The sequence below is a fragment of the Mesorhizobium norvegicum genome (assembly GCF_004919685.1).
GTDB classification, from domain to species: Bacteria; Pseudomonadota; Alphaproteobacteria; order Rhizobiales; family Rhizobiaceae; genus Mesorhizobium; species Mesorhizobium norvegicum.
The window spans coordinates 1-19,038 of record NZ_SMYZ01000031.1 but is presented as its reverse complement, the minus strand read 5'-3'; the positions used below and the strand labels follow the sequence as shown (position 1 = coordinate 19,038).

The following is a 19,038-nucleotide window of genomic DNA, read 5'->3' as shown; positions in this document are numbered from 1 at the left end:
CCTGATGTACAGCAAGCCTGAATTCGCGCCGCTGTCGCGCGACGAGGTGTTCGGCCTGATCGAAGCCGCGGCCTTTGCAACGGTGGTGACAGCGGGACCGCAAGGGCTTGTCGTCTCGCACCTTCCCTTCGTGCTCGATCGCGAGCGTGGCCCGAACGGAACGTTGGTCTCGCATCTCGCCAGGGCCAATCCGCACAGCGCGCTGATTGCCGAGGGCAGGCAGACGGTCGTCATCTTTCACGGCCCGCATGGCTACATCTCGCCATCCTGGTATCCGCGCAATCCGGTGCGCGACAGCGCGCCGACCTGGAATTTTGCCGTCGTGCATTGCCATGGCCTGCCGGTTCCGCTCGACGATCACGCCACCGCCCGGCATCTCTTGCAGCTTGTCGACGTGCTGGAAAAGGATCGAGACGACCGCTGGCGCATGCGCGAACTGGGGCCTGGCGGCATGGAGCGGCGCATACCTGGTATCATAGGGTTTGACCTGGCGATCGATCGGCTCGAGGCCAAGTTCAAGATGGGGCAGGATGAGCGCCTCTACGACACAGGCGGAGCCATCAAGGCGCTTGTGCAAAACGATCCGGCGCTGGCGGCGATGATGAAGGCGCACAACGCGCATCGTCAGGACTGACCGCCTGCATGCGGCAAGGATAAGAAAAAAAATGATTCCCAATCTCAACATCGTGCCCTTCGTCAGCGTCGACCATATGATGAAGCTGGTGCTGAAGATCGGCGTCGAGCGGTTCCTCGTCGAACTCGCCGGCTACATCGAGGACGATTTCCGCCGCTGGGAGCTGTTCGACAAGACGCCGCGCGTTGCCTCGCACAGCGCCGAGGGCGTCATCGAGCTGATGCCGACCAGCGATGGCGAGGTCTACGGCTTCAAATATGTCAACGGCCACCCCAAGAACATGCGCGAAGGCCGCCAAACGGTGACCGCTTTCGGCATGCTCGCCGATGTCCACAACGGCTACCCGGTATTGCTGTCCGAAATGACCATACTGACCGCACTGCGCACGGCGGCGATGTCGGCCTTGGCCGCAAAGCATCTGGCACCAGTCGGCTCCAGCTGCATGGCGCTGATCGGCAACGGCGCCCAGGCCGAATTCCAGGCGGTGGCCTTCAAGGCGCTGCTCGGCGTCGATAGGCTGAGGCTTTACGACATCGACCGCACGGCCACCGAAAAATGCATTCGCAATCTCGCAGGCCTTGGCTTCGAGATGGTCGCCTGCGGCACCGCGCAGGAGGCGGTCGAAGGGGCTGATATCATCACCACCGTCACCGCCGACAAGCAGTACGCCACCATCCTCACCGACAACATGGTGGGCTCCGGCGTGCACATCAACGCGGTCGGTGGCGACTGTCCGGGCAAGACCGAACTGCACCGCGACATCCTGCTGCGCTCCGACATCTTCGTCGAATATCCCCCGCAGACCCGCATAGAGGGCGAGATCCAGCAGCTTGCGCCGGATCACAAGGTGACCGAGCTGTGGCAGGTGATGTCAGGCGCTGTGCAAGGCAGGCGCGATGTCACCCAGATCACGCTGTTCGATTCGGTCGGCTTCGCCATCGAGGATTTCTCGGCGCTGCGCTATGTCAGGGATCAGCTGAAGTCGACCGGCCTCTATCAGGAACTCGACATGCTGGCCGATCCCGACGAGCCGCGCGACCTGTTCGGCATGCTGCTGCGAGCAGCCCAGCCCGGCTGAGGGATAGTCGGGTTATTCAGCCAGCTGAACCCCACATGGCATCCGGCACCACCACAAGCTTGCCGACGAAATCCTTGGCGATGAAATCCGCCTGCGCATGGTGGAAATCGGAGAGCTTGTAAACGCCGCCGACCAGCGGCTGGATTTTCTTCGCCTCGATGTATCCGACGATGCGGCGAAAATCCGCGCGCGTGCCCTGGCTCGAGCCATGCAGCTGCAACTGCTTCAGATACATGGTCCTGAGATCGAGCTGCACGACCGGACCGGCGATTGCGCCGGCGGTGGTGTAGCGGCCTTCGGGCCTGAGGATGCGCAACAGGTCATTGAAGATGGCGCCTCCGACAAGGTCGGCCACCACGTCGATCGGCTGGCCGCCGGTCGCTTCGTTCACGGCTTGCGGCAGGTCGGCAACGCCACGGGTGATGACAGCCTCGGCGCCGATGTCGAGCACCGCCTGTTCCTTACCCTTGCCGACGACGGCATAGGGAATGGCGCCACGCGCCCGCGCCAGCTGCACGATGCCGGAACCGACACCGCCCGAGGCGCCGGTGACCAGCACGCGTTCACCGGCCTTGAGCGCGGCCCGTTCCAGCATCTGTTCGCCGGTGAGATAGGCGCAGCAGAAGGTGGCGAGTTCGACGTCAGTCAGGTCGGTATCGACGACATGGGCATTTTCGGCCGGCACGGCCTGGTATTCGGCGTAGCCGCCGTCGCGGCCGTGGCCCATATAATCGATGTCGGCGAGTGAATCGTCGTCGCGGTTGTAGATCGAGAAATCGACCATCACGCGTTCGCCGATCCGGTCAGGCGAAACGCCTTCGCTGACGGCTGCGACGGTGCCGACCGTGTCGGTGCCCTGGATACGCGGGAAAACAAGCGTGTTGCCCTGGCGCCGCCATGTCGACACGGCGGCAGCGTCCTCTTCCGTGCCATAGGCGCCTTGCCGCACCCAGACATCGGTGTTGTTCATGCCGCAAGCGCTGACCTTGATCAGCACTTCACCAGGAGCAGGCGCGGGCACTTTCACATCGCTGCGGTAGACGAGTTTTTCCGGTCCGCCGTGCCCGGTCAGCAGCACGGCGGCCATGGTGGCGGGGAGAGTTCTGGTCATGGCATTCATGGGTCGATTTCAGAGATTGGCAAACACGCTCTTCACCGCATCAGCCGTCTTCGAAACGACGATGTCGGCTTCCTCGCGGGTCAGGCAGAGCGGCGGCGCGAAGCCCAGAATGTCGCCCTGCGGCATGGCGCGGCCGATGACGCCGCTTGCGGCAAGCACTGTCGCCACCTGCGGCCCGATCTTGAGCGAAGCGTCGAAGAACACCCGGTCGTCCCTGTCGGCAACGAATTCGACCGCCGCCAGCATGCCGTCGCCGCGCACGTCGCCGACATTCCTGTGACCGCCGACAGCCTTGGCCAGCTCGGCGCGGAAATAGGCGCCGGTCTCGCGGGCGTTTGTCACCAGGTCCATCTCGTCGATCAGTTCGAGATTGGCGACGCCGGCGGCAACGCAGATCGGATGCGCCGAATAGGTCCAGCCATGGCCGAACGAACCGAGCTTGTCGGAGCCCTCAACCAGCATCTGCCACATCTTGTCGGCGACGATCACGCCCGACAGCGGCGCATAGGCCGAGGTCAGGCCCTTGGCGATGGTGATCAGGTCCGGCTTGATGCCGTAATGGTCGGAGCCGAACATGGTGCCCAGACGGCCGAAGCCCGTCACCACCTCGTCGGCGACCAGCAGCACGTCATACTTCTTCAGCACCGCCTGTATCTTTTCCCAATAGAAGGCCGGCGGCGGCACGATGCCGCCAGTGCCGAGGATCGGCTCGCCGATGAAGGCAGCGACCGTTTCCGGGCCTTCGGCCAGGATCATCTCCTCGAGCTTGTCGGCGCAATGCTGTGAAAACTGCTCCTCGCTCATCGAGCGGTCGGCGCGGCGGAAGTAATAGGGCGCCTCGGTGTGCAGGATCGGCGCGCGCGGCAGGTCGAAGGCGTTGTGGAACAGGTCGAGCCCGGTCAGCGATCCGGTCATCACGCCCGAGCCGTGATAGCCGCGCCAGCGTGAGATGATCTTCTTCTTCTCCGGCCGTCCGAGCACATTGTTGTAGTACCAGATCAGCTTGATGTTGGTTTCGTTGGCATCTGAACCCGACAGGCCGAAATAGACCCTCGACATGCCCTGCGGCGCGCGGTCGATGATCATCTTGGAAAGCCGGATCGAGGCCTCGGTGCCGTGGCCGACATAGGCGTGGTAGTAGGCGAGGTTCTTCGCCTGGGCGGCGATCGCATCGGCGATCTTCTGGCGGCCATAACCGACATTGACACAGTAGAGGCCGGCAAAGGCATCGAGGCTCTTTCTGCCATTGTTGTCCCACACGGTGACGCCTTCACCGCCGGCCATGATGCGCGTCGGGCTTTCGCCGCGTGCGTGCGTGCCCATATGGGTCGAGGGATGGAAGAAGTGGTCGCGATCCCAGGCGGCGAGTTCGTTGGACTGGTCGAGCATTCTTTTGACTCCTTGAGAAATGGCCGGACGAACTATGAGATGTCGAGGCAGAGATACTTTAGATCGGTGAAGGCTTCGAGCCCGTGGCGCGAGCCTTCGCGGCCGATGCCGGATTGCTTGACGCCGCCGAACGGGATCGGCGCGCCGGTGATCTTGACGCGGTTGACGGCGACCATGCCGTAGTCGAGCGCGCGGCCCATGCGCTGCTGGCGGGCACCGTTCTCGGTCACGACATAGGCGACGAGGCCATATTCGGTGGCGTTGGCGCGGGCGATCACCTCGTCCTCGCTGTCGAAAGCCGCCACGGCGGCGACCGGACCAAAGGTCTCCTCACGCATGATCAGCGCTTCATCGGTGACATCAGCCAGCAGCGTCGGCTGGTAGAACAGGGGGCCAGCCTGGTGCCGCTTGCCGCCGGTGAGGCAGCGCGCGCCGCGGATCAGCGCATCGGCGACCTGTTCCTCGACCTTCTTGACGCCGCGCTCATGCATCAGCGGCCCGATGTCGGTGTCACCGGCAAGGCCATTGCCGGTCCGCAGCGCCTCGACGCGCTTGGCGAAGGCGGCACAGAAGCGATCGTAGATCGAACGCTGGACATAGATGCGGTTGGCGGCGAGGCAGTCCTGGCCCGATGTGGCGAATTTGGCGTCGATGGCAATGCTCACCGCTTTGTCCAGATCGGCATCGGCAAAGACGATCAGCGGCGCGTGGCCGCCAAGCTCCATCACCAGCCGTTTCATTGTCGGCGCACTTTGCGCGGCGATCAGCCTGCCGATCTCGGTCGAGCCGGTAAAACTCATGGCGCGGACGCGCGGGTCTTCGCACATCCGGCCGACGATGATCGAAGCCTTGCCGGTGACGATGTTGAAGACGCCGGCGGGCAGGCCGGCGCGTTCGCCGAGTTCGGCCAGCGCCAGCGCCGACAGCGGTGTTTCCGAGGAGGGATGCGCAACGATGGTGCAGCCGGCGGCAAGCGCTGCCGCGGCCTTGCGGGTCAGCATCGCCGACGGAAAATTCCACGGCGTGACGACACCGACGACACCGAGCGGCTCGCGCCGCACCATCATCTCGGCGTTCGGCAGATGGCTGGTGACGCTCTCGGCGTTGAGGCGTTTTGCTTCTTCGGCATACCATTCGATGAAGGAAGCGGCGTAGTCGATCTCGCCCAGCGATTCCTGCAGCGGCTTGCCCTGTTCCAGCGTCATCAGCAGAGCGAGGTCGTCCTTTGCAGCGGCGATCAGCTCGAACCATTTTCGTAGGATTTTCGAGCGCTCCTGCGGCAACAGCGACCGCCAGGCCGGAAAGGCGCGCGCGGCGGCATCGATCGCCTTTGTCGTCTGCCGGCTATCGAGCGCGGCGACGAAGGCGACAGTGGTGCCGGTGGCTGGATCGGTGACCTCGAAACTTTCGGCAGCCTCGCTCGCTGTCCAGTGGCCGTCGACATAAGCGAGTTCGCGCAGCAGCCGGCGGTCGGCGAGGCCGTCGAGCGCTTCATGGCGATGCGAGCGGGCGAAATGCGCGGACATGGTCGAGGCCTCCCGGTTCGGACTGATGCGGGAAGACTATCTGCCCTATGCAGACAGAGAGGCTGTTTGGATGCCTCGAAGTAGAGAGACTCTCTCTTTTGTGCCGCCCCGACAGATGATCTCTCCGGCCTTAAGCCGACGCCGGCAGCAGGTCGGCTATGGGCAGCGCAACCTCGTCCTTCACCGTCTTGATGACGATGTAGGTGAAGTAGCGGTCGATGCCGATTTCACGCTCGAGCAAGCCATCGACCAGCCGCTGATAGGCGTCGATGTCGCGCGCCATCACCTTCAGCACATAGTCGACGCCGCCCCCGACCGACCAGCAGGCGACGATCTCGGGAATGTCGCGGATGACGCGCTCGAAGCGCTCGAAATCGGCCTGCCGGTGATTGGCCAGCGTCACCTCCATCAGCACGGTGGCGACGGGTGCGACGACGCGCATGGCGATCCTGGCGTGGTAGCCCGAGACGATGCCGGCCTTTTCCAGCTTGCGCAGCCGCATCCAGCACGGCGTCGGCGACAGGCCGACCTGTTCGGCCAGCGCCAGCTTGGTGATGCGTCCGTCGCGCTGGATGGCGTCGAGGATTTTCAGGTCGATCGGGTCGAGTTTCGCAGCGTTCATCGGCGTCCACTTTTTCGTCCACCGCACCATGACGGCGCATTATTTCGATTGTCAATTGCACTGATTTCGATCTCTAATAAGTCATGACATTGTGGCAACCCGATCCCGCGCTCATCCGGCGGCCAGCCTATCAGTCGCTGGCCGACCAGTTCGCGCGCGCCATCCATGACGGGCGTCTTGCCAATGGCGCACGGCTGCCGACCCACCGCCGGCTGGCCGACGACCTCAAGCTTTCGGTCCAGACGGTCAGCCGCGCTTATGAGGAACTGATCCGGCGCGGCCTGATTTCGGGCGAGATCGGCCGCGGCAGCTTTGTCCAGACGCAGCGCCGCGAGCCGGAGCCGCCCTATCTGCCGGAGCGGTTGGGCGAAGTGATCGACCTGTCGATCCTGAAACCGGTCTGCGAGCCGATGCATCTGGAGCGGCTGAAGCAGGCGCTGGGCTGGCTGGCCGAGAACCTGCCATCGAGTTCAGCACTGTCGTTCCGGCCCAACATGGTGTTTCCGCGCCACCGCGCGGTGGCGGTCGAATGGCTGAAACTGTGCGGGCTCGACACCTCCGCGCAAAACATCAGCCTGACCAACGGCGCCACCGCCGGCATGACGGTGGCGCTGATGAGCGTGGCGCCGCCCGGCTCGACGGTCGCCACCGAGGCGATCGGCCATCACACGCTGGTGCCGCTCGCCCGCTATCTCGGCTTCAACCTCGAAGGCCTGCCGATCGATGACAATGGCCTGATCCCGGAGGCACTGGACGAGGCCTGCCGGCTTTCCGACATCCGCGCCGTGTTCGTGCAGCCCTCGGTGATCAACCCGACGGCGACGCTGATGGATGCGGCGCGGCGCGCTGAGATCGCGGCTGTGGCGCGCAAGCACGACATCGCCATCATCGAGAACGATGTGCTGGGTCCCCTGGTCGAAGACCGGCCGCCGCCGGTTGCCGCCTTCGCGCCGGAGCGCACGCTTTACGTCACCTCCTTCACCAAGATCACCGTGCCGGGCCTGCGCATCGGCTATCTCGCCGCGCCCGACCGCTACGTTGCCGCCGTCGCCAACCGCCATCTGGTTTCGAATTGGATGGCGACGCCGCTGGTGGCCGAGATTGCCACCAAATGGGTGACTGACGGCACGGCGATGGAGCTTGTCCATTGGCAGCGCGCGGCATTGCGGCGCCGGCAAGATATCGCGGCGCAAGTGCTGGCCGGGGTCGACTATCGCGCCCGGCGCGACGGGCTGCATGTCTGGCTGCAATTGCCGGCCGACCGCTCCGAGGAGAGCTTTGTCGCCCAGGCTCGCCTGCAGGGCGTGGCGATTGCACCCGGCACATCCTTCCGCATCTCGGATGCGCCCTGGCATCCGGCGGTGCGCATCTCGCTGGGCTCGACCACCGAGGGGGAACTGCGCGCCGGCCTCGGCGTTGTCACCAAGCTTTTGCTCGGCGATCCCGAGCATCTGCTGCTCGCAATCTAGCGAGTACGCCGCTATTCGGGTGATGCCGGCCTGCGAAAGGCAGCCTCCTGCGCTTCCGGTACTCACGTACGAAAAGTACGCTCCGTTCCGGTTCTCGGAGGCTCTCATTCTCGGCTCGGCCTGACCCGAATCCCGGCGCACTCTTCGGCACTGGTTGCTCAAGAATTGTGCGGAATGGGAAATATTGTCATGATATTATTTTCCCAATTGACATGATTTGACGCGTTCCGCATCGTTAAGAGGCACAGGCTTCTCCAGCACGGGGAAATTCATTTGTCCGCATCAGCGCCCATCATCAAGATCGACGGCATCTCGAAGAGCTTCGGCAGCTTCAAGGTGCTGGACGGCCTGTCGATGCAGGTCATGCCTGGCGAGAAGCTGGCGCTGATCGGCCCGTCGGGCTCGGGCAAGACGACGATCCTGCGCATCCTGATGACGCTGGAGCGCATCGATGGCGGTCATATCCAGATCGACGGCGAGCAGCTCTACCACATGGAGCGCAACGGCCAGTTGCTGCCCGCCGATGAGCGGCACCTGACAAGGATGCGCCAGAAGATCGGCATGGTCTTCCAGCTGTTCAACCTGTTTCCACACAAATGCGTCATGGACAATGTCACCCTGGCGCCGATGCTGACCAAGGGCACGCCACGCGCCGCCGCCGAAAAGCGGGCGATGGAACTGCTCGAGATGGTCGGCATGGCCGACAAGGCGAAAAGCATGCCGGTACAGCTTTCGGGCGGCCAGAAGCAACGCGTGGCGATCGCCCGAGCGCTCGCGCTGTCACCGAAGATCATGCTGTTCGATGAGGTGACGTCGGCGCTCGATCCGGAGCTGGTCGAGGAGGTGATGAACGTCATGCGCAAGCTCGCCGCCGAGACCGACATGACCATGCTGCTGGTTACCCACGAGATGGGTTTTGCCCACGACTTCGCCGACCGGGTGCTGTTCTTCGATCGCGGCAAGATCGTCGAGGAAGGCAAACCCGACGAGATTTTCCGTCATCCCAAGCAGGAGCGCACGCAAGGCTTCCTGAAGAAGATCATCGCGGCCGGACATCGCGTCTGACCGCCATGCCCCCAGGGCGACGCAGTCGTCCCTGAGACGACGCAGTCGTCCGAAATCAAACCAGAAACGACAAGACCAAAACAAGAAACAAGGAGTTGGGAACAATGAAGAAACTTGGCATTCTGGCCGGCGTTGCCGGTCTCGCACTGACGGCGGTGCTGGCCGCCTCGAGCGTGGGTTCGGCCGATGACAGCAAGCTCGAGCAGCTCAAGGCGCAAGGCTTTGCCCGCGTCGCCATCGCCAACGAGCCGCCCTATACGGCGGTCGCCGCCGACGGCAAGGTCTCGGGCGCGGCGCCCGATGTGGCGCGCGAGATCTTCAAGCGCCTCGGCGTCGCCGACATCGTCGCCTCGATCTCCGAATACGGCGCCATGATCCCCGGCCTGCAGGCCGGTCGCTTCGATGTCGTCACCGCCGGCCTGTTCATGAAGCCGGAGCGCTGCGCCGCCGTCGTCTATTCGGAGCCGGTGCTGTGCGACGCCGAGGCGATGCTGGTGAAGAAGGGCAATCCGAAAGGCTTCAAGAGCTACGAGGATGTCGCCAAGGACACGACCGCCACGATCGGTGCGCCCGGCGGCGGCACGGAGGAGAAGCTGGCGCTCAACGCCGGTGTGCCGCGCGAGCGTGTCATCGTCGTGCCGGACGGCCAGAGCGGCGTGAAGATGCTGCAGGACGGCCGCATCGATGCCTATTCGCTGCCCGTATTGTCGATCAATGATCTGGTCAAGAAGGCCGCCGATCCGAACCTCGAAGTCATCGCGCCGGTGCAGGGTGCGCCGGTCTATTGCGACGGCGCCGCCTTCAAGAAGGGCGACGAGGCGCTGCGCGACGCCTTCGACGTCGAACTGGCCAAGCTGAAGACATCGGGCGAGTTCGCCAAGATCATCGAGCCCTATGGCTTCTCGGCGGCAGCCGCGATGTCGACGACCCGCGACAAGCTCTGCGCGGCGAAGTAGGCGCCCTTTTCCTTCTCCCCGTTTCACGGGGAGAAGGTGGCCCGAAGGGCCGGATGAGGGGCGGCGCCAAGTTCTGAGAGTTTAGCGCCGCTCCTCATCTGCCTGCCGGCTAAACCCAACGTTGGAACCCAGATGACCCAGTGGTCCGGCTATTTCGGCCTGATATTGCAGGGAGCGCTTGTCACCATCGAGCTGACGCTGATGGGATCGGTGCTTGCCCTGTTCATGGCTTTCCTGGCCGGAATGGGGCGGCTGTCGCGTTTCTTCGTGCTACGCGCGCTGGCCACCGCCTATATCGAATTCTTTCGCGGCACCTCGATCTTCGTGCAACTGTTCTGGGCCTATTTCGTGCTGCCCTTCATCGGTATTTCGCTGACGCCGTTGCAGGCCGGCGTGCTGGCGCTCGGCCTCAATGTCGGCGCCTATGCCGCCGAAGTGGTGCGCGGCGCCATCCAGTCGATCGGCCGCGAACAGTATGAGGCCTGCATCGCGCTCAATCTCGGCCGCTGGCAAGGCATGCGCCACATCATCCTGCCGCAGGCACTGCTGGTGATGCTGCCGACCTTCGGCAACAACGCCATCGAACTGCTCAAGGCGACCGCCGTGGTGTCGCTGATTTCGCTCACCGACCTGACCTTCCAGGCGCAAGTGGTGCGGGCGCAGACCGGCAACACCTTGGTGCCGTTCAGCACCATCCTGATTCTCTATTTCATCCTCGCCCTGCTCATCTCGTGGGGCGTGCGTTCGCTGGAACGCCGCATGGCGCGCGGCCTTGATGGGGTGCGTGCCTGATGGAATGGGATTGGAACTTCGTCTGGGAAATCATGCCGACGCTGATCCAGGGGGTGAAGATCACCATCCTGGCGACGCTGCTCGGCTCGGTGCTGGCGGCGATCGTCGGGTTGGGCATCGCGCTGGCGCGCCGCTCGCCCAACAGGACGTTGTCGCGCACGGTCGGCTTCCTTGCCGAGTTCATTCGCGGCACGCCATTGCTGGTGCAGCTCTATTTCATCTTCTACGTGCTGCCCGACATCGGCATCCTGTTGCCGCCGTTGGTCGCCGGTGTCATCGGGCTCGGGCTGCACTATGGCACCTACACGGCGGAAGTTTACCGCGCCGGCATCGACAATGTGCCGCGCGGCCAATGGGAGGCCGCCAAGGCCTGCAATCTCAGCGCCAGGCAGACCTGGACCCACATCATCATTCCGCAGGCCATTCCGCCGATGATCCCGGCGCTCGCCAATTATTTCATCGCCATGTTCAAGGAAACGCCGCTGCTGTCGGCGATCACCGTGCTGGAGCTGATGAACCAGGCCAAGAGCGTCGCCAACACCTACTATCGCTATATCGAGCCGATCACCCTGGTCGGTGCCTTCTTCCTCGTCATCAGTCTGTTTTCGGTCGTGCTGCTGCGCTGGCTGGAACGCCGCTACGGCAAGATCGAGAGGTAATTTGTGAAACGCTTGCCCGAGATCAAGGTCTACCCGAAACGGCCGGCACTGGACGCGCGCCCGCTGGAGCGGCGCGTCGGCCTGATCATCCTGGCCACCGACCACACCAGCGAGCCGGATTTCCGCCGCATGGTGGCAAGCGAGCGGATCGGCGTCTATGTCGCGCGCATTCCCTACGCCAACCCGACGACGCCGGAAAACCTGCGCAAGATGCAGCCGGCGCTGACGGCGGGCGCGGCCCTGATCCTTCCGGACGAGCCACTCGATGCCATCTGCTATTCCTGCACTTCGGCGTCAGTGGTGATCGGCGATGCCGAGATCGAGGCCGCGATCCAGGCCGCCAAGCCCGGTGTTTCAGTCGTTACCCCGCCGATGGCGGGCGTGCGCGGGCTGCGTGCGCTGGGCGCAAACAAGATCAGCATCCTCACTCCCTACACGGTCGAGACATCTAGGCCGATGGCCTCCTATTTCGCCGCGCGCGGCTTCGATATCGCCAGCTTCACCTGTCTCGGCTTCGAGGACGACCGTGAGATGGCGCGCATCGCACCGGCAACGCTTGTCGATCTCGCGCGTGAGGCGACCGACGCGAGTGCTGATGCGCTGTTCGTGTCCTGCACGGCGCTGCGTGGTGCCCTCGCGGTCACCGGCATGGAAAAGGCGATCGGCCGCCCTGTGGTCACCAGCAACCAGGCGACCGCCTGGAATTGTCTGCGGCTTTGCGGGGATGAGGCAGCCCATCCCGAATTCGGCCGCCTGATGACGCTGCCATTGCCACGTGATTGATGATCATGACACAGGTCACCCTTGAGCACATTCGCGCCGCGCGTGAGCGCATTGCCGGCAAGGTCGAGCGCACGCCGACCGTGCTCTCCCCGGGTCTTTCCCAACTATTCGGCGCACCAGTTCATCTCAAGCTCGAGCACCGGCAGACAACCGGCAGCTTCAAATTGCGCGGCGCCTCGAATGCCGTCGCTTCGCTGAGCGCCGAGGAGAAGGCTCGCGGCGTGGTCGCGGCCTCTACCGGCAATCACGGCCGCGCGCTTGCCCATGCGGCGAAGCTTGAAGACATGCGCGCGGTGATCTGCATGTCGCGTCTGGTGCCGGGAAACAAGCTTGATGAAATCCGCCGGCTTGGCGCGGAGGTCTGCATTGTCGGCAACAGCCAGGACGATGCCCAGCAGGAGGTCGATCGGCTGGTGGCGCAGGAGGGGCTGGTCATGCTGCCGCCCTTCGACCATCCCGCCATCATCGCCGGGCAAGGCACGCTCGGGCTGGAGATGATCGAGCAGGTACCGGATGCCGCTCTCGTTCTGGTCCAGCTCTCCGGAGGCGGGCTCGCCTCCGGCATTGCCGCAGCCATCAAAGGCGTCAGCCCCGGGACAAAAGTCATCGGCGTCTCGATGGCGCGCGGCGCGGCGATGAAGGCGAGCCTCGATGCCGGCCGCCCGGTGCTGGTGGAGGAACTGCCGACGCTGGCGGATTCGCTCGGCGGCGGCATCGGCCTCGACAACCGGCTGACCTTCGCCATGTGCCGCGACCTGCTCGACGATGTCATCCTGCTCAGTGAGGATGAGATCGCCGCCGGCATCCGCCACGCCTATGCGCAGGAACGCGAGATCGTCGAGGGCGCCGGCGCGGTCGGCATCGCCGCGCTGCTCGCCGGCAAGGTCAAAGCGAGCGGTCCAGTGGTTGTTCTGCTTTCCGGCCGCAACATCGATATGAACGCGCACCGCACAATCGTCTGCGGCGAGGCGCCGTCGCTTAAGGAGCGTGCCGCATGAGCCGGATGACGATCCTCACCGAAGCCGAACTGCGCGCCATCGTGACGATCGATCTCGATGCCGTCGCCTGCGTCGAGAGCGCCTTCCGGGCGCTCGCCATTCTGCCGGTGGCGATGCCACCGATCCTGCGCCTCGACATTCCCGAGCATCGCGGCGAGGTCGACGTGAAGACCGCCTATGTGCCGGGCATTGACGGCTTCGCCATCAAGATCAGCCCCGGCTTCTTCGACAATCCGAAGCTCGGCCTGCCCAGCGTCAACGGCATGATGGTGCTGCTGTCGGCCAAAACCGGCCTGGTCGAGGCGCTGCTGCTCGACAATGGCTATCTCACCGATGTCCGCACAGCCGCCGCCGGCGCGGTCGCGGCCAAACATTTGTCGCGGCCAGAGTCTTCAGTGGCCGCGATCTTCGGCGCCGGCGTGCAGGCCGGGCTGCAGCTCGAAGCACTCATGCTGGTGCGGCCGATCGCCGAAGCGCGCATCTGGGCGCGCGATGCCGTCAAGGCGAAGATGACCGCCGCCGCCTTGCGTGAAAAGCTCGGCATCGCCGTGCGCGCCGAGCCTGACGCAGCAGAGGCGGTTGCCGGCGCCGACATCATCGTCACCACCACGCCTTCGACCGAGCCGTTGATCAAGGCCGGGTTCGTTTCCGCCGGCCAGCACATCACTGCGATGGGCTCCGACGCCGAGCACAAGAACGAGATCGCGCCGGCAATCCTGCGCATGGCCGATCTCTATGTCGCCGACAGCGCCCGCCAGACGCGGCGGCTGGGTGAGCTGCACCATGCCATTGCGGCCGGTGTGATGGCTGGAGATGCAGACGTGACCGAACTCGGCCAGATCATCGCCGGCGCAAAACATGGCCGGCGCTCGGCCAGCGACATCACCATCGCCGACCTGACCGGCACCGGCGTGCAGGACACGGCGATCGCCACGCTCGCCCGCGACCGGGCGCGGGCGGCCAATTCCGGGACCATTTTCGAAAGCTGATGCTGGCCGCGAAACGAGGACCAAGAACAATGCAACCAAACCTGAAATTCTCGCGCGGCGAATTTGCCGATCGCCTTGCCAAGACGCGGCAAGCCATGGAGGCTAAGGGCGTCGATCTGTTGATCGTCAGCGATCCCTCGAACATGGCCTGGCTGACCGGGTACGATGGCTGGTCGTTCTACGTGCATCAGGCCGTCATTGTGCCGCCATCGGGCGAACCGGTCTGGTACGGGCGCGGCCAGGACGCCAATGGCGCCAAGCGCACCGCCTATATCGCGCACGACAACATCGTCGGCTATGCCGACCACTATGTGCAGTCGACCGAGCGCCACCCGATGGACTTTCTGTCCAGCGTGCTTGCCGATCGCGGCTGGGGCAAGCTGACCGTCGGCGTCGAAATGGACAATTACTGGTTCTCGGCCTCCGCCTTCGCGTCGCTGCAGCAGCATTTGCCCAACGCGCGTTTCGTCGACGCCACCGCATTGGTCAACTGGCAGCGCGCGGTCAAGAGCCCGACCGAGATCGACTATATGCGCAAGGCCGCCCGCATCGTCGAGGCGATGCACCAGCGTATCGTCGACAAGATCGAAGTCGGCATGCGCAAATGCGATCTCGTCGCCGAAATCTATGATGCCGGCACGCGCGGCGTCGACGGTATTGGCGGCGACTATCCGGCGATCGTGCCGCTGCTGCCGTCGGGTGCCGACGCTTCGGCGCCGCATCTGACCTGGGACGACAAGCCGATGCAGCGCGGCGAGGGCACCTTCTTCGAGATCGCCGGCTGCTACAACCGCTATCACTGCCCGCTGTCGCGCACCGTCTTCCTCGGCAAGCCGACGCAGGAATTCCTCGATGCCGAGAAGGCGACGCTGGAGGGCATGGAGGCGGGCCTGGCTGCGGCGAAACCCGGCAACGGCTGCGAGGATATCGCCAACGCCTTCTTCGCCGTGTTGAAGAAGTATGGCATCGTCAAGGACAACCGCACCGGCTACTCCATCGGCCTGTCCTATCCGCCGGATTGGGGCGAGCGCACGATGAGCCTGCGCCCCGGCGACCGCACCGAGCTCAAGCCGGGCATGACCTTCCATTTCATGACCGGCCTGTGGCTGGAGACGATGGGGCTGGAAATCACCGAGTCCATCCTGATCACCGAAACCGGTGTAGAGTGCCTGGCCAATGTGCCGCGCAAGCTGGTGGTGAAGGATTGAGCCCGATGTCTAGCCTCCGCCCATCACCGATCGCGCCGACTGTCGATTTCGACAAGGATGGCGTCCAGCATGGTTTTCTGCGCTTGCCCTACAGCCGCGATGACTCGGCGTGGGGCTCGGTGATGATCCCGATCTGCGTCATTCGCAACGGCAAGGGGTCGACGGCGCTGCTTTCCGGCGGCAACCATGGCGACGAGTATGAGGGGCCGCTGGCGCTCTACGATCTTGCCCGCAGGCTAGACCCGCAAGATGTCAGCGGCACGGTGATCATCGTGCCGGCGATGAATTACCCGGCCTTTCGCGCAGGCACCCGCACCTCGCCGATCGACAAGGGCAACATGAACCGCAGCTTTCCCGGCCGGCCCGACGGCACGGTGACCGAGAAGATCGCCGACTACTTTCAACGTGAGCTGCTGCCTCGCGCGGACATCGTGTTCGACTTCCATTCCGGTGGCAAGACGCTGGACTTCGTGCCGTTCTGCGCTGCGCACACGCTGCCCGACAAGGCGCTGGAACAGAAAGCCTTCGACGCGGTGGCGGCCTTCTCGGCACCCTTCTCGATGCGCATGATCGAGATCGACGCCGTCGGCATGTACGACACGGCTGCCGAGGAGATGGGCAAGGTCTTTGTCAGCACCGAGCTTGGCGGCGGCGGCACGTCGCGCGCGCAAACCGTGCGGATCGCGCGGCGCGGTATTCTCAATGTGCTGCGTCATGCTGGCATTGTTGAAGGTGCGGTCGAGAAGAGCAAAACCCAATGGCTCGACATGCCGTCCGGCGATTGTTTTTCTTTCGCCGAAGATGACGGCATGATCGAAACCATGGTCGATCTCGGCGAGCCCGTCGAAGAAGACGCGGTGCTGGCGCGCATTCATTCCACCGGCCGCACCGGCATCGCCCCCCAGGAAATCCGGGCAAAAATGTCGGGCATGCTGGCGGCGAGGCATTTTCCCGGCCTGGTCAAGGCCGGCGACTGCGCGGCGGTTCTCGCCGTCGAAGTTGAGGGTTAGGCGGAAGCAGGCTGATCCCGGCCGATCTTCAAGACATGGCCTGTGGGTCATCGACCTGGACACGCCGGTAGGCGGTAGGCGTGATGCCGACCTTGCGCTGGAAGGCGCGGCGAAACGTGTCGACGTCTGAGAACCCGCACTGGTCGGCGACGAGCTTTGGTGCAGCACCTGTTTCCAACAGGCGCTGCGCCGCCTCGACCCTGATGGCTTCGACCCAGGCCGAAGGCGTGATGCCGACCTCTTGCCGAAACAGCCGGGCGAAGTGGCGCGGGCTCATGCCGGCACGGCTCGCGAGCTGGTCGACGCCATGCTCCTCGGCGAGATTGGCGATCACCCAACGCTGCACCTGCTGCAGTGCTGAACGGCCGGTCGGGCTGCCGGCGCCTCTGCGGCTATATTGGAGCTGGCCGCCGTTGCGGCGGAAATACATGACCAACTGGGCGGCAACGCGGCGTGCGATCTCGGCGCCGAGATCCTCCTCGACCAGCGCCAGCGCCAGATCGAGGCCCGCGGTCACCCCGGCGGCGGTTCTGATCTTGCCGTCACGGACGTGAATGGCGTCGACGTCGAGGATCACCTCGGGAAAGCGCTCCGTCAGCTGGTCGGCGACGGCCCAATGCGTGGTGGCGCGGCGACCGTCAAGCAACCCGGCCTCCGCCAGCAGGAAGGCACCCGTGCACACCGATCCATAGCGCCGGGCAGTGGCGCTGGCGGCCCGCAGCCAATCGAGCAAAGGCTCGTCGCGGACCCATCGCGCCAGATGCGGAGCGCCGGCCACCAGGATCGTGTCGAAGCGCGGCATGTCGGGCTGTCCGATGACGAAATCGGGCAGAAGCCGTGCTCCCGATGAGCAAGATATTGGCCCGGCTGCGGCTGCGATGACCGAGATGGCATAGGCTTGCTGGCCTGCCTGCAGATTGGCTTCGGCAAAGACATCGAGCGGCCCGGAGACATCGAGCAGCTGCGCGCCTTCCATCGCGAGGATGCCGATCCGCAAGGCCATCAATCCACCCCAAGTCCGCTTTGCCGGTGTTTTGGCAGAAATCGTCGTGTTAAAGCGATTACTGCCATAGACGATCAATCTTAGAATGTCACTACTGATCAACAGGAGACGACATCATGGCAACCATTCCCACCAGCGCCACCATTCCCGACAGCAGGCTGGCGCGTGCCATTACCGCATTTGTCCGCGACACCGAGACCGAACTGCTCTTCAACCATTCCAGTCGCGTCTATCATTTCGGCGCACTGGCCGGCTTGCATCGCGGGCTCAGCTTCGATCGCGAACTGCTCTATGCCGGCGCGATGTTCCACGACATCGGGCTGATGCCGAGCCACAGCAGCAAGCATGAACGCTTCGAGGTCGACGGCGCGCATGCCGCCCGTGACTTCCTGCGCAGCCACGGCATTGCCGAGGAGGACGCCTACACGGTCTGGACCGCGATCGCGCTGCACACCACGCCGGGCGTGCCGGTTCACATGCATCCGGTCGTGGCGTTGGTGACGGCGGGCGTCGAAATGGACGTGCTCGGGCTCACCCACAGAGAGTATTCCGACGAGGAGCGCGAAACGGTGGTGCAAGCCTTCCCGAGAACGCCTGATTTCAAGGAGGATATCATCCAGGCCTTTTACGATGGCATCAAACACAGGCCCGACACCACATTCGGCAACGTCAAGGCCGATGTGATCGCCGACAAGGAACCGCATTTCCACCGCGGCAACTTCTGCTCGGTGATCCGCAACTCCGCCTGGCGGTAGAAGCCAAGCCGATCCCGATCTGCCTGGCCTTGTCTGTGCTGGCGCGGTTTGCCGCCGGTGCGCGGCATTTCGGCGGGGATTCGCGGCTTGTGGTCGGGTTCTCCGGCCAAATCGGCTGCATGTTCGCCGTTGCGAGCGGCTCTGCCGCTCGCAACCTGGCGAATGATTGTCATGGGCAAAACGATGCCCGGCCGCTGCGAATATGCCGCCACTCGACCCCTCCGGCGCGGCGGAAAGAAGCAGGATGGCGAGCGGAGTCGACATTGCATGAGGATGACACTATATACCGGCGGCTTCGACCCGCGCGCCTGAGGGTTTGCGCCGCGAAGCAACTGTAAACGCGTTATGTGTTGCGCCATCTATTGTGACGAAAATCGGCTCGGAAACCGGAAAAAAGCAAATAGAAACAGTGGCGCAAAGCTGGGCGTGGCCCAGCCAACGGTACCGACCCCCAGAATCAGAAAATGCTCTTGACCCCTCGATTTCCTATGGCTCTGTGGACCTTGGACGGCATCGGCTTGCCGGCTGACCGCGACTCGGCTCGAATGGGGGCATGCATCCTTTGCGGGGTGCCGACGTTTATGATTACCAACCGGCTTTGCCGCCAGGGAACAGCAGTATGAGTGAACACGCGATCGAGTTCTTGCGGGGATGGATCGGCGAAAAAGTCCATTGCCAGTCATCCCAGGCCCGGATCGACAAGCAGGCTGAGACTTTGGCCAAGGAATGCGCTGCCAAGGCGGCGGAGGTCGGCATACACTTGGAGGATATCCAGGAAGAAGTCGGCGATATCCAGGAACTCATCGCCTCCCGGCTCGAGGAAGCGGCCGAGGCCGACGAGCAGCAGCAGGCAACCAGCAAAGCCGCAGAATGACCGCTTAGAGCAATTCCAGGAAAAGTGTGAAACAGTTTTCCCGGGAAAAGCGCATAGCGCTTTCCCTTGGGAATTGCGTCAAAACAAGGAGTTAGAGCGGTTCGCCGT

The 19,038-nt window shown here is 64.0% G+C and carries 19 protein-coding genes; 14 read left to right on the top strand and 5 right to left on the bottom strand.

What is annotated here, in order from left to right; translation table 11 throughout:
- Positions 1–4: 4 nt before the first annotated feature.
- Positions 5–634 carry an FMN-binding negative transcriptional regulator gene (locus FCU66_RS12270; RefSeq protein WP_136617336.1) on the top strand — a complete coding sequence of 210 codons (630 nt, stop codon included), beginning with the start codon at positions 5–7 and terminating at the stop codon, positions 632–634.
- Positions 635–665: 31 nt separating this feature from the next.
- Positions 666–1,712, top strand: coding sequence for an ornithine cyclodeaminase (locus FCU66_RS12265; RefSeq protein WP_136617337.1), 1,047 nt, complete (start codon positions 666–668; stop codon positions 1,710–1,712).
- A gap of 16 nt (positions 1,713–1,728) precedes the next feature.
- Here FCU66_RS12265 and FCU66_RS12260 read toward each other — a convergent pair whose 3' ends face one another.
- From FCU66_RS12260 to FCU66_RS12245, 4 genes are all read right to left on the bottom strand, one after another.
- Complete coding sequence (locus FCU66_RS12260) at positions 1,729–2,832, bottom strand: alcohol dehydrogenase family protein (protein ID WP_136617338.1); 1,104 nt, start codon at positions 2,830–2,832, stop codon at positions 1,729–1,731.
- Between the two features lie 9 nt (positions 2,833–2,841).
- Positions 2,842–4,221 carry an aspartate aminotransferase family protein gene (locus tag FCU66_RS12255; RefSeq protein ID WP_136617339.1) on the bottom strand — a complete coding sequence of 460 codons (1,380 nt, stop codon included), beginning with the start codon at positions 4,219–4,221 and terminating at the stop codon, positions 2,842–2,844.
- Positions 4,222–4,253: 32 nt separating this feature from the next.
- Positions 4,254–5,747 carry an NAD-dependent succinate-semialdehyde dehydrogenase gene (locus FCU66_RS12250; RefSeq protein WP_136617340.1) on the bottom strand — a complete coding sequence of 498 codons (1,494 nt, stop codon included), beginning with the start codon at positions 5,745–5,747 and terminating at the stop codon, positions 4,254–4,256.
- Between the two features lie 130 nt (positions 5,748–5,877).
- The gene (locus FCU66_RS12245; RefSeq protein WP_136617341.1) at positions 5,878–6,369 is read right to left on the bottom strand and encodes an Lrp/AsnC family transcriptional regulator; all 492 of its coding nucleotides are present in this window, start codon (positions 6,367–6,369) and stop codon (positions 5,878–5,880) included.
- An 83-nt stretch (positions 6,370–6,452) separates the two neighbouring features.
- On the opposite strand from FCU66_RS12245, the gene ehuR reads away from it, so the two are divergent.
- From ehuR to doeB, 10 genes are all read left to right on the top strand, one after another.
- Positions 6,453–7,838, top strand: coding sequence for a MocR-like ectoine utilization transcription factor EhuR (gene ehuR / locus FCU66_RS12240; RefSeq protein ID WP_136617342.1), 1,386 nt, complete (start codon positions 6,453–6,455; stop codon positions 7,836–7,838).
- Between the two features lie 273 nt (positions 7,839–8,111).
- Positions 8,112–8,903: an ectoine/hydroxyectoine ABC transporter ATP-binding protein EhuA gene (gene ehuA, locus FCU66_RS12235; RefSeq protein ID WP_136617343.1), complete on the top strand. Its 792-nt coding sequence runs from the start codon at positions 8,112–8,114 to the stop codon at positions 8,901–8,903.
- A 104-nt stretch (positions 8,904–9,007) separates the two neighbouring features.
- On the top strand, positions 9,008–9,859 hold the full coding sequence (gene ehuB, locus FCU66_RS12230; RefSeq protein WP_136617344.1) for an ectoine/hydroxyectoine ABC transporter substrate-binding protein EhuB: 852 nt from the start codon (positions 9,008–9,010) through the stop codon (positions 9,857–9,859).
- Positions 9,860–9,991: 132 nt separating this feature from the next.
- Entirely contained in the window at positions 9,992–10,651 is a 660-nt protein-coding gene (gene ehuC, locus FCU66_RS12225; protein ID WP_136617345.1) for an ectoine/hydroxyectoine ABC transporter permease subunit EhuC, read from the top strand.
- The gene (gene ehuD / locus FCU66_RS12220) at positions 10,651–11,310 is read left to right on the top strand and encodes an ectoine/hydroxyectoine ABC transporter permease subunit EhuD (protein ID WP_136617346.1); all 660 of its coding nucleotides are present in this window, start codon (positions 10,651–10,653) and stop codon (positions 11,308–11,310) included. The genes ehuC and ehuD overlap by 1 nt, the downstream gene beginning before the upstream one ends.
- A 3-nt stretch (positions 11,311–11,313) precedes the next feature.
- Positions 11,314–12,093 (top strand): ectoine utilization protein EutA, encoded by a 780-nt coding sequence (gene eutA, locus FCU66_RS12215; RefSeq protein ID WP_136617347.1) that lies wholly within the window; start codon positions 11,314–11,316, stop codon positions 12,091–12,093.
- Positions 12,094–12,098: 5 nt separating this feature from the next.
- On the top strand, positions 12,099–13,091 hold the full coding sequence (eutB, locus tag FCU66_RS12210; protein ID WP_168991821.1) for a hydroxyectoine utilization dehydratase EutB: 993 nt from the start codon (positions 12,099–12,101) through the stop codon (positions 13,089–13,091).
- The gene (locus tag FCU66_RS12205; protein ID WP_136617349.1) at positions 13,088–14,080 is read left to right on the top strand and encodes a cyclodeaminase; all 993 of its coding nucleotides are present in this window, start codon (positions 13,088–13,090) and stop codon (positions 14,078–14,080) included. The genes eutB and FCU66_RS12205 overlap by 4 nt, the downstream gene beginning before the upstream one ends.
- Positions 14,081–14,109: 29 nt before the next feature.
- Positions 14,110–15,288 carry an ectoine hydrolase DoeA gene (gene doeA / locus FCU66_RS12200; protein WP_136617350.1) on the top strand — a complete coding sequence of 393 codons (1,179 nt, stop codon included), beginning with the start codon at positions 14,110–14,112 and terminating at the stop codon, positions 15,286–15,288.
- Between the two features lie 5 nt (positions 15,289–15,293).
- On the top strand, positions 15,294–16,298 hold the full coding sequence (gene doeB, locus FCU66_RS12195; protein ID WP_136617351.1) for a N(2)-acetyl-L-2,4-diaminobutanoate deacetylase DoeB: 1,005 nt from the start codon (positions 15,294–15,296) through the stop codon (positions 16,296–16,298).
- A 28-nt stretch (positions 16,299–16,326) separates the two neighbouring features.
- Here doeB and FCU66_RS12190 read toward each other — a convergent pair whose 3' ends face one another.
- On the bottom strand, positions 16,327–17,301 hold the full coding sequence (locus FCU66_RS12190) for a GlxA family transcriptional regulator (protein ID WP_136617352.1): 975 nt from the start codon (positions 17,299–17,301) through the stop codon (positions 16,327–16,329).
- A gap of 116 nt (positions 17,302–17,417) precedes the next feature.
- Between FCU66_RS12190 and FCU66_RS12185 the strand changes: the two genes are divergently transcribed.
- Positions 17,418–18,056: an HD domain-containing protein gene (locus FCU66_RS12185; protein ID WP_136617353.1), complete on the top strand. Its 639-nt coding sequence runs from the start codon at positions 17,418–17,420 to the stop codon at positions 18,054–18,056.
- A 619-nt stretch (positions 18,057–18,675) separates the two neighbouring features.
- Positions 18,676–18,930 carry a DUF768 domain-containing protein gene (locus tag FCU66_RS12180; RefSeq protein ID WP_136617354.1) on the top strand — a complete coding sequence of 85 codons (255 nt, stop codon included), beginning with the start codon at positions 18,676–18,678 and terminating at the stop codon, positions 18,928–18,930.
- The last annotated feature ends 108 nt before the right edge of the window (positions 18,931–19,038 follow it).

What these genes read in the sequence shown, in the direction of transcription:
- FCU66_RS12185 (WP_136617353.1), top strand. Translation starts at nt 17,418, where the DNA reads ATGGCAACCATTCCCACCAGCGCCACCATTCCCGACAGCAGGCTGGCG.
- FCU66_RS12255 (WP_136617339.1), bottom strand. Translation starts at nt 4,221, where the DNA reads ATGCTCGACCAGTCCAACGAACTCGCCGCCTGGGATCGCGACCACTTC.
- ehuB (WP_136617344.1), top strand. Translation starts at nt 9,008, where the DNA reads ATGAAGAAACTTGGCATTCTGGCCGGCGTTGCCGGTCTCGCACTGACG.
- FCU66_RS12205 (WP_136617349.1), top strand. Translation starts at nt 13,088, where the DNA reads ATGAGCCGGATGACGATCCTCACCGAAGCCGAACTGCGCGCCATCGTG.
- FCU66_RS12180 (WP_136617354.1), top strand. Translation starts at nt 18,676, where the DNA reads ATGAGTGAACACGCGATCGAGTTCTTGCGGGGATGGATCGGCGAAAAA.
- FCU66_RS12270 (WP_136617336.1), top strand. Translation starts at nt 5, where the DNA reads ATGTACAGCAAGCCTGAATTCGCGCCGCTGTCGCGCGACGAGGTGTTC.
- ehuC (WP_136617345.1), top strand. Translation starts at nt 9,992, where the DNA reads ATGACCCAGTGGTCCGGCTATTTCGGCCTGATATTGCAGGGAGCGCTT.
- FCU66_RS12260 (WP_136617338.1), bottom strand. Translation starts at nt 2,832, where the DNA reads ATGAATGCCATGACCAGAACTCTCCCCGCCACCATGGCCGCCGTGCTG.
- FCU66_RS12190 (WP_136617352.1), bottom strand. Translation starts at nt 17,301, where the DNA reads ATGGCCTTGCGGATCGGCATCCTCGCGATGGAAGGCGCGCAGCTGCTC.
- eutB (WP_168991821.1), top strand. Translation starts at nt 12,099, where the DNA reads ATGACACAGGTCACCCTTGAGCACATTCGCGCCGCGCGTGAGCGCATT.
- doeB (WP_136617351.1), top strand. Translation starts at nt 15,294, where the DNA reads ATGTCTAGCCTCCGCCCATCACCGATCGCGCCGACTGTCGATTTCGAC.
- FCU66_RS12245 (WP_136617341.1), bottom strand. Translation starts at nt 6,369, where the DNA reads ATGAACGCTGCGAAACTCGACCCGATCGACCTGAAAATCCTCGACGCC.
- ehuD (WP_136617346.1), top strand. Translation starts at nt 10,651, where the DNA reads ATGGAATGGGATTGGAACTTCGTCTGGGAAATCATGCCGACGCTGATC.
- FCU66_RS12250 (WP_136617340.1), bottom strand. Translation starts at nt 5,747, where the DNA reads ATGTCCGCGCATTTCGCCCGCTCGCATCGCCATGAAGCGCTCGACGGC.
- FCU66_RS12265 (WP_136617337.1), top strand. Translation starts at nt 666, where the DNA reads ATGATTCCCAATCTCAACATCGTGCCCTTCGTCAGCGTCGACCATATG.
- doeA (WP_136617350.1), top strand. Translation starts at nt 14,110, where the DNA reads ATGCAACCAAACCTGAAATTCTCGCGCGGCGAATTTGCCGATCGCCTT.
- ehuR (WP_136617342.1), top strand. Translation starts at nt 6,453, where the DNA reads ATGACATTGTGGCAACCCGATCCCGCGCTCATCCGGCGGCCAGCCTAT.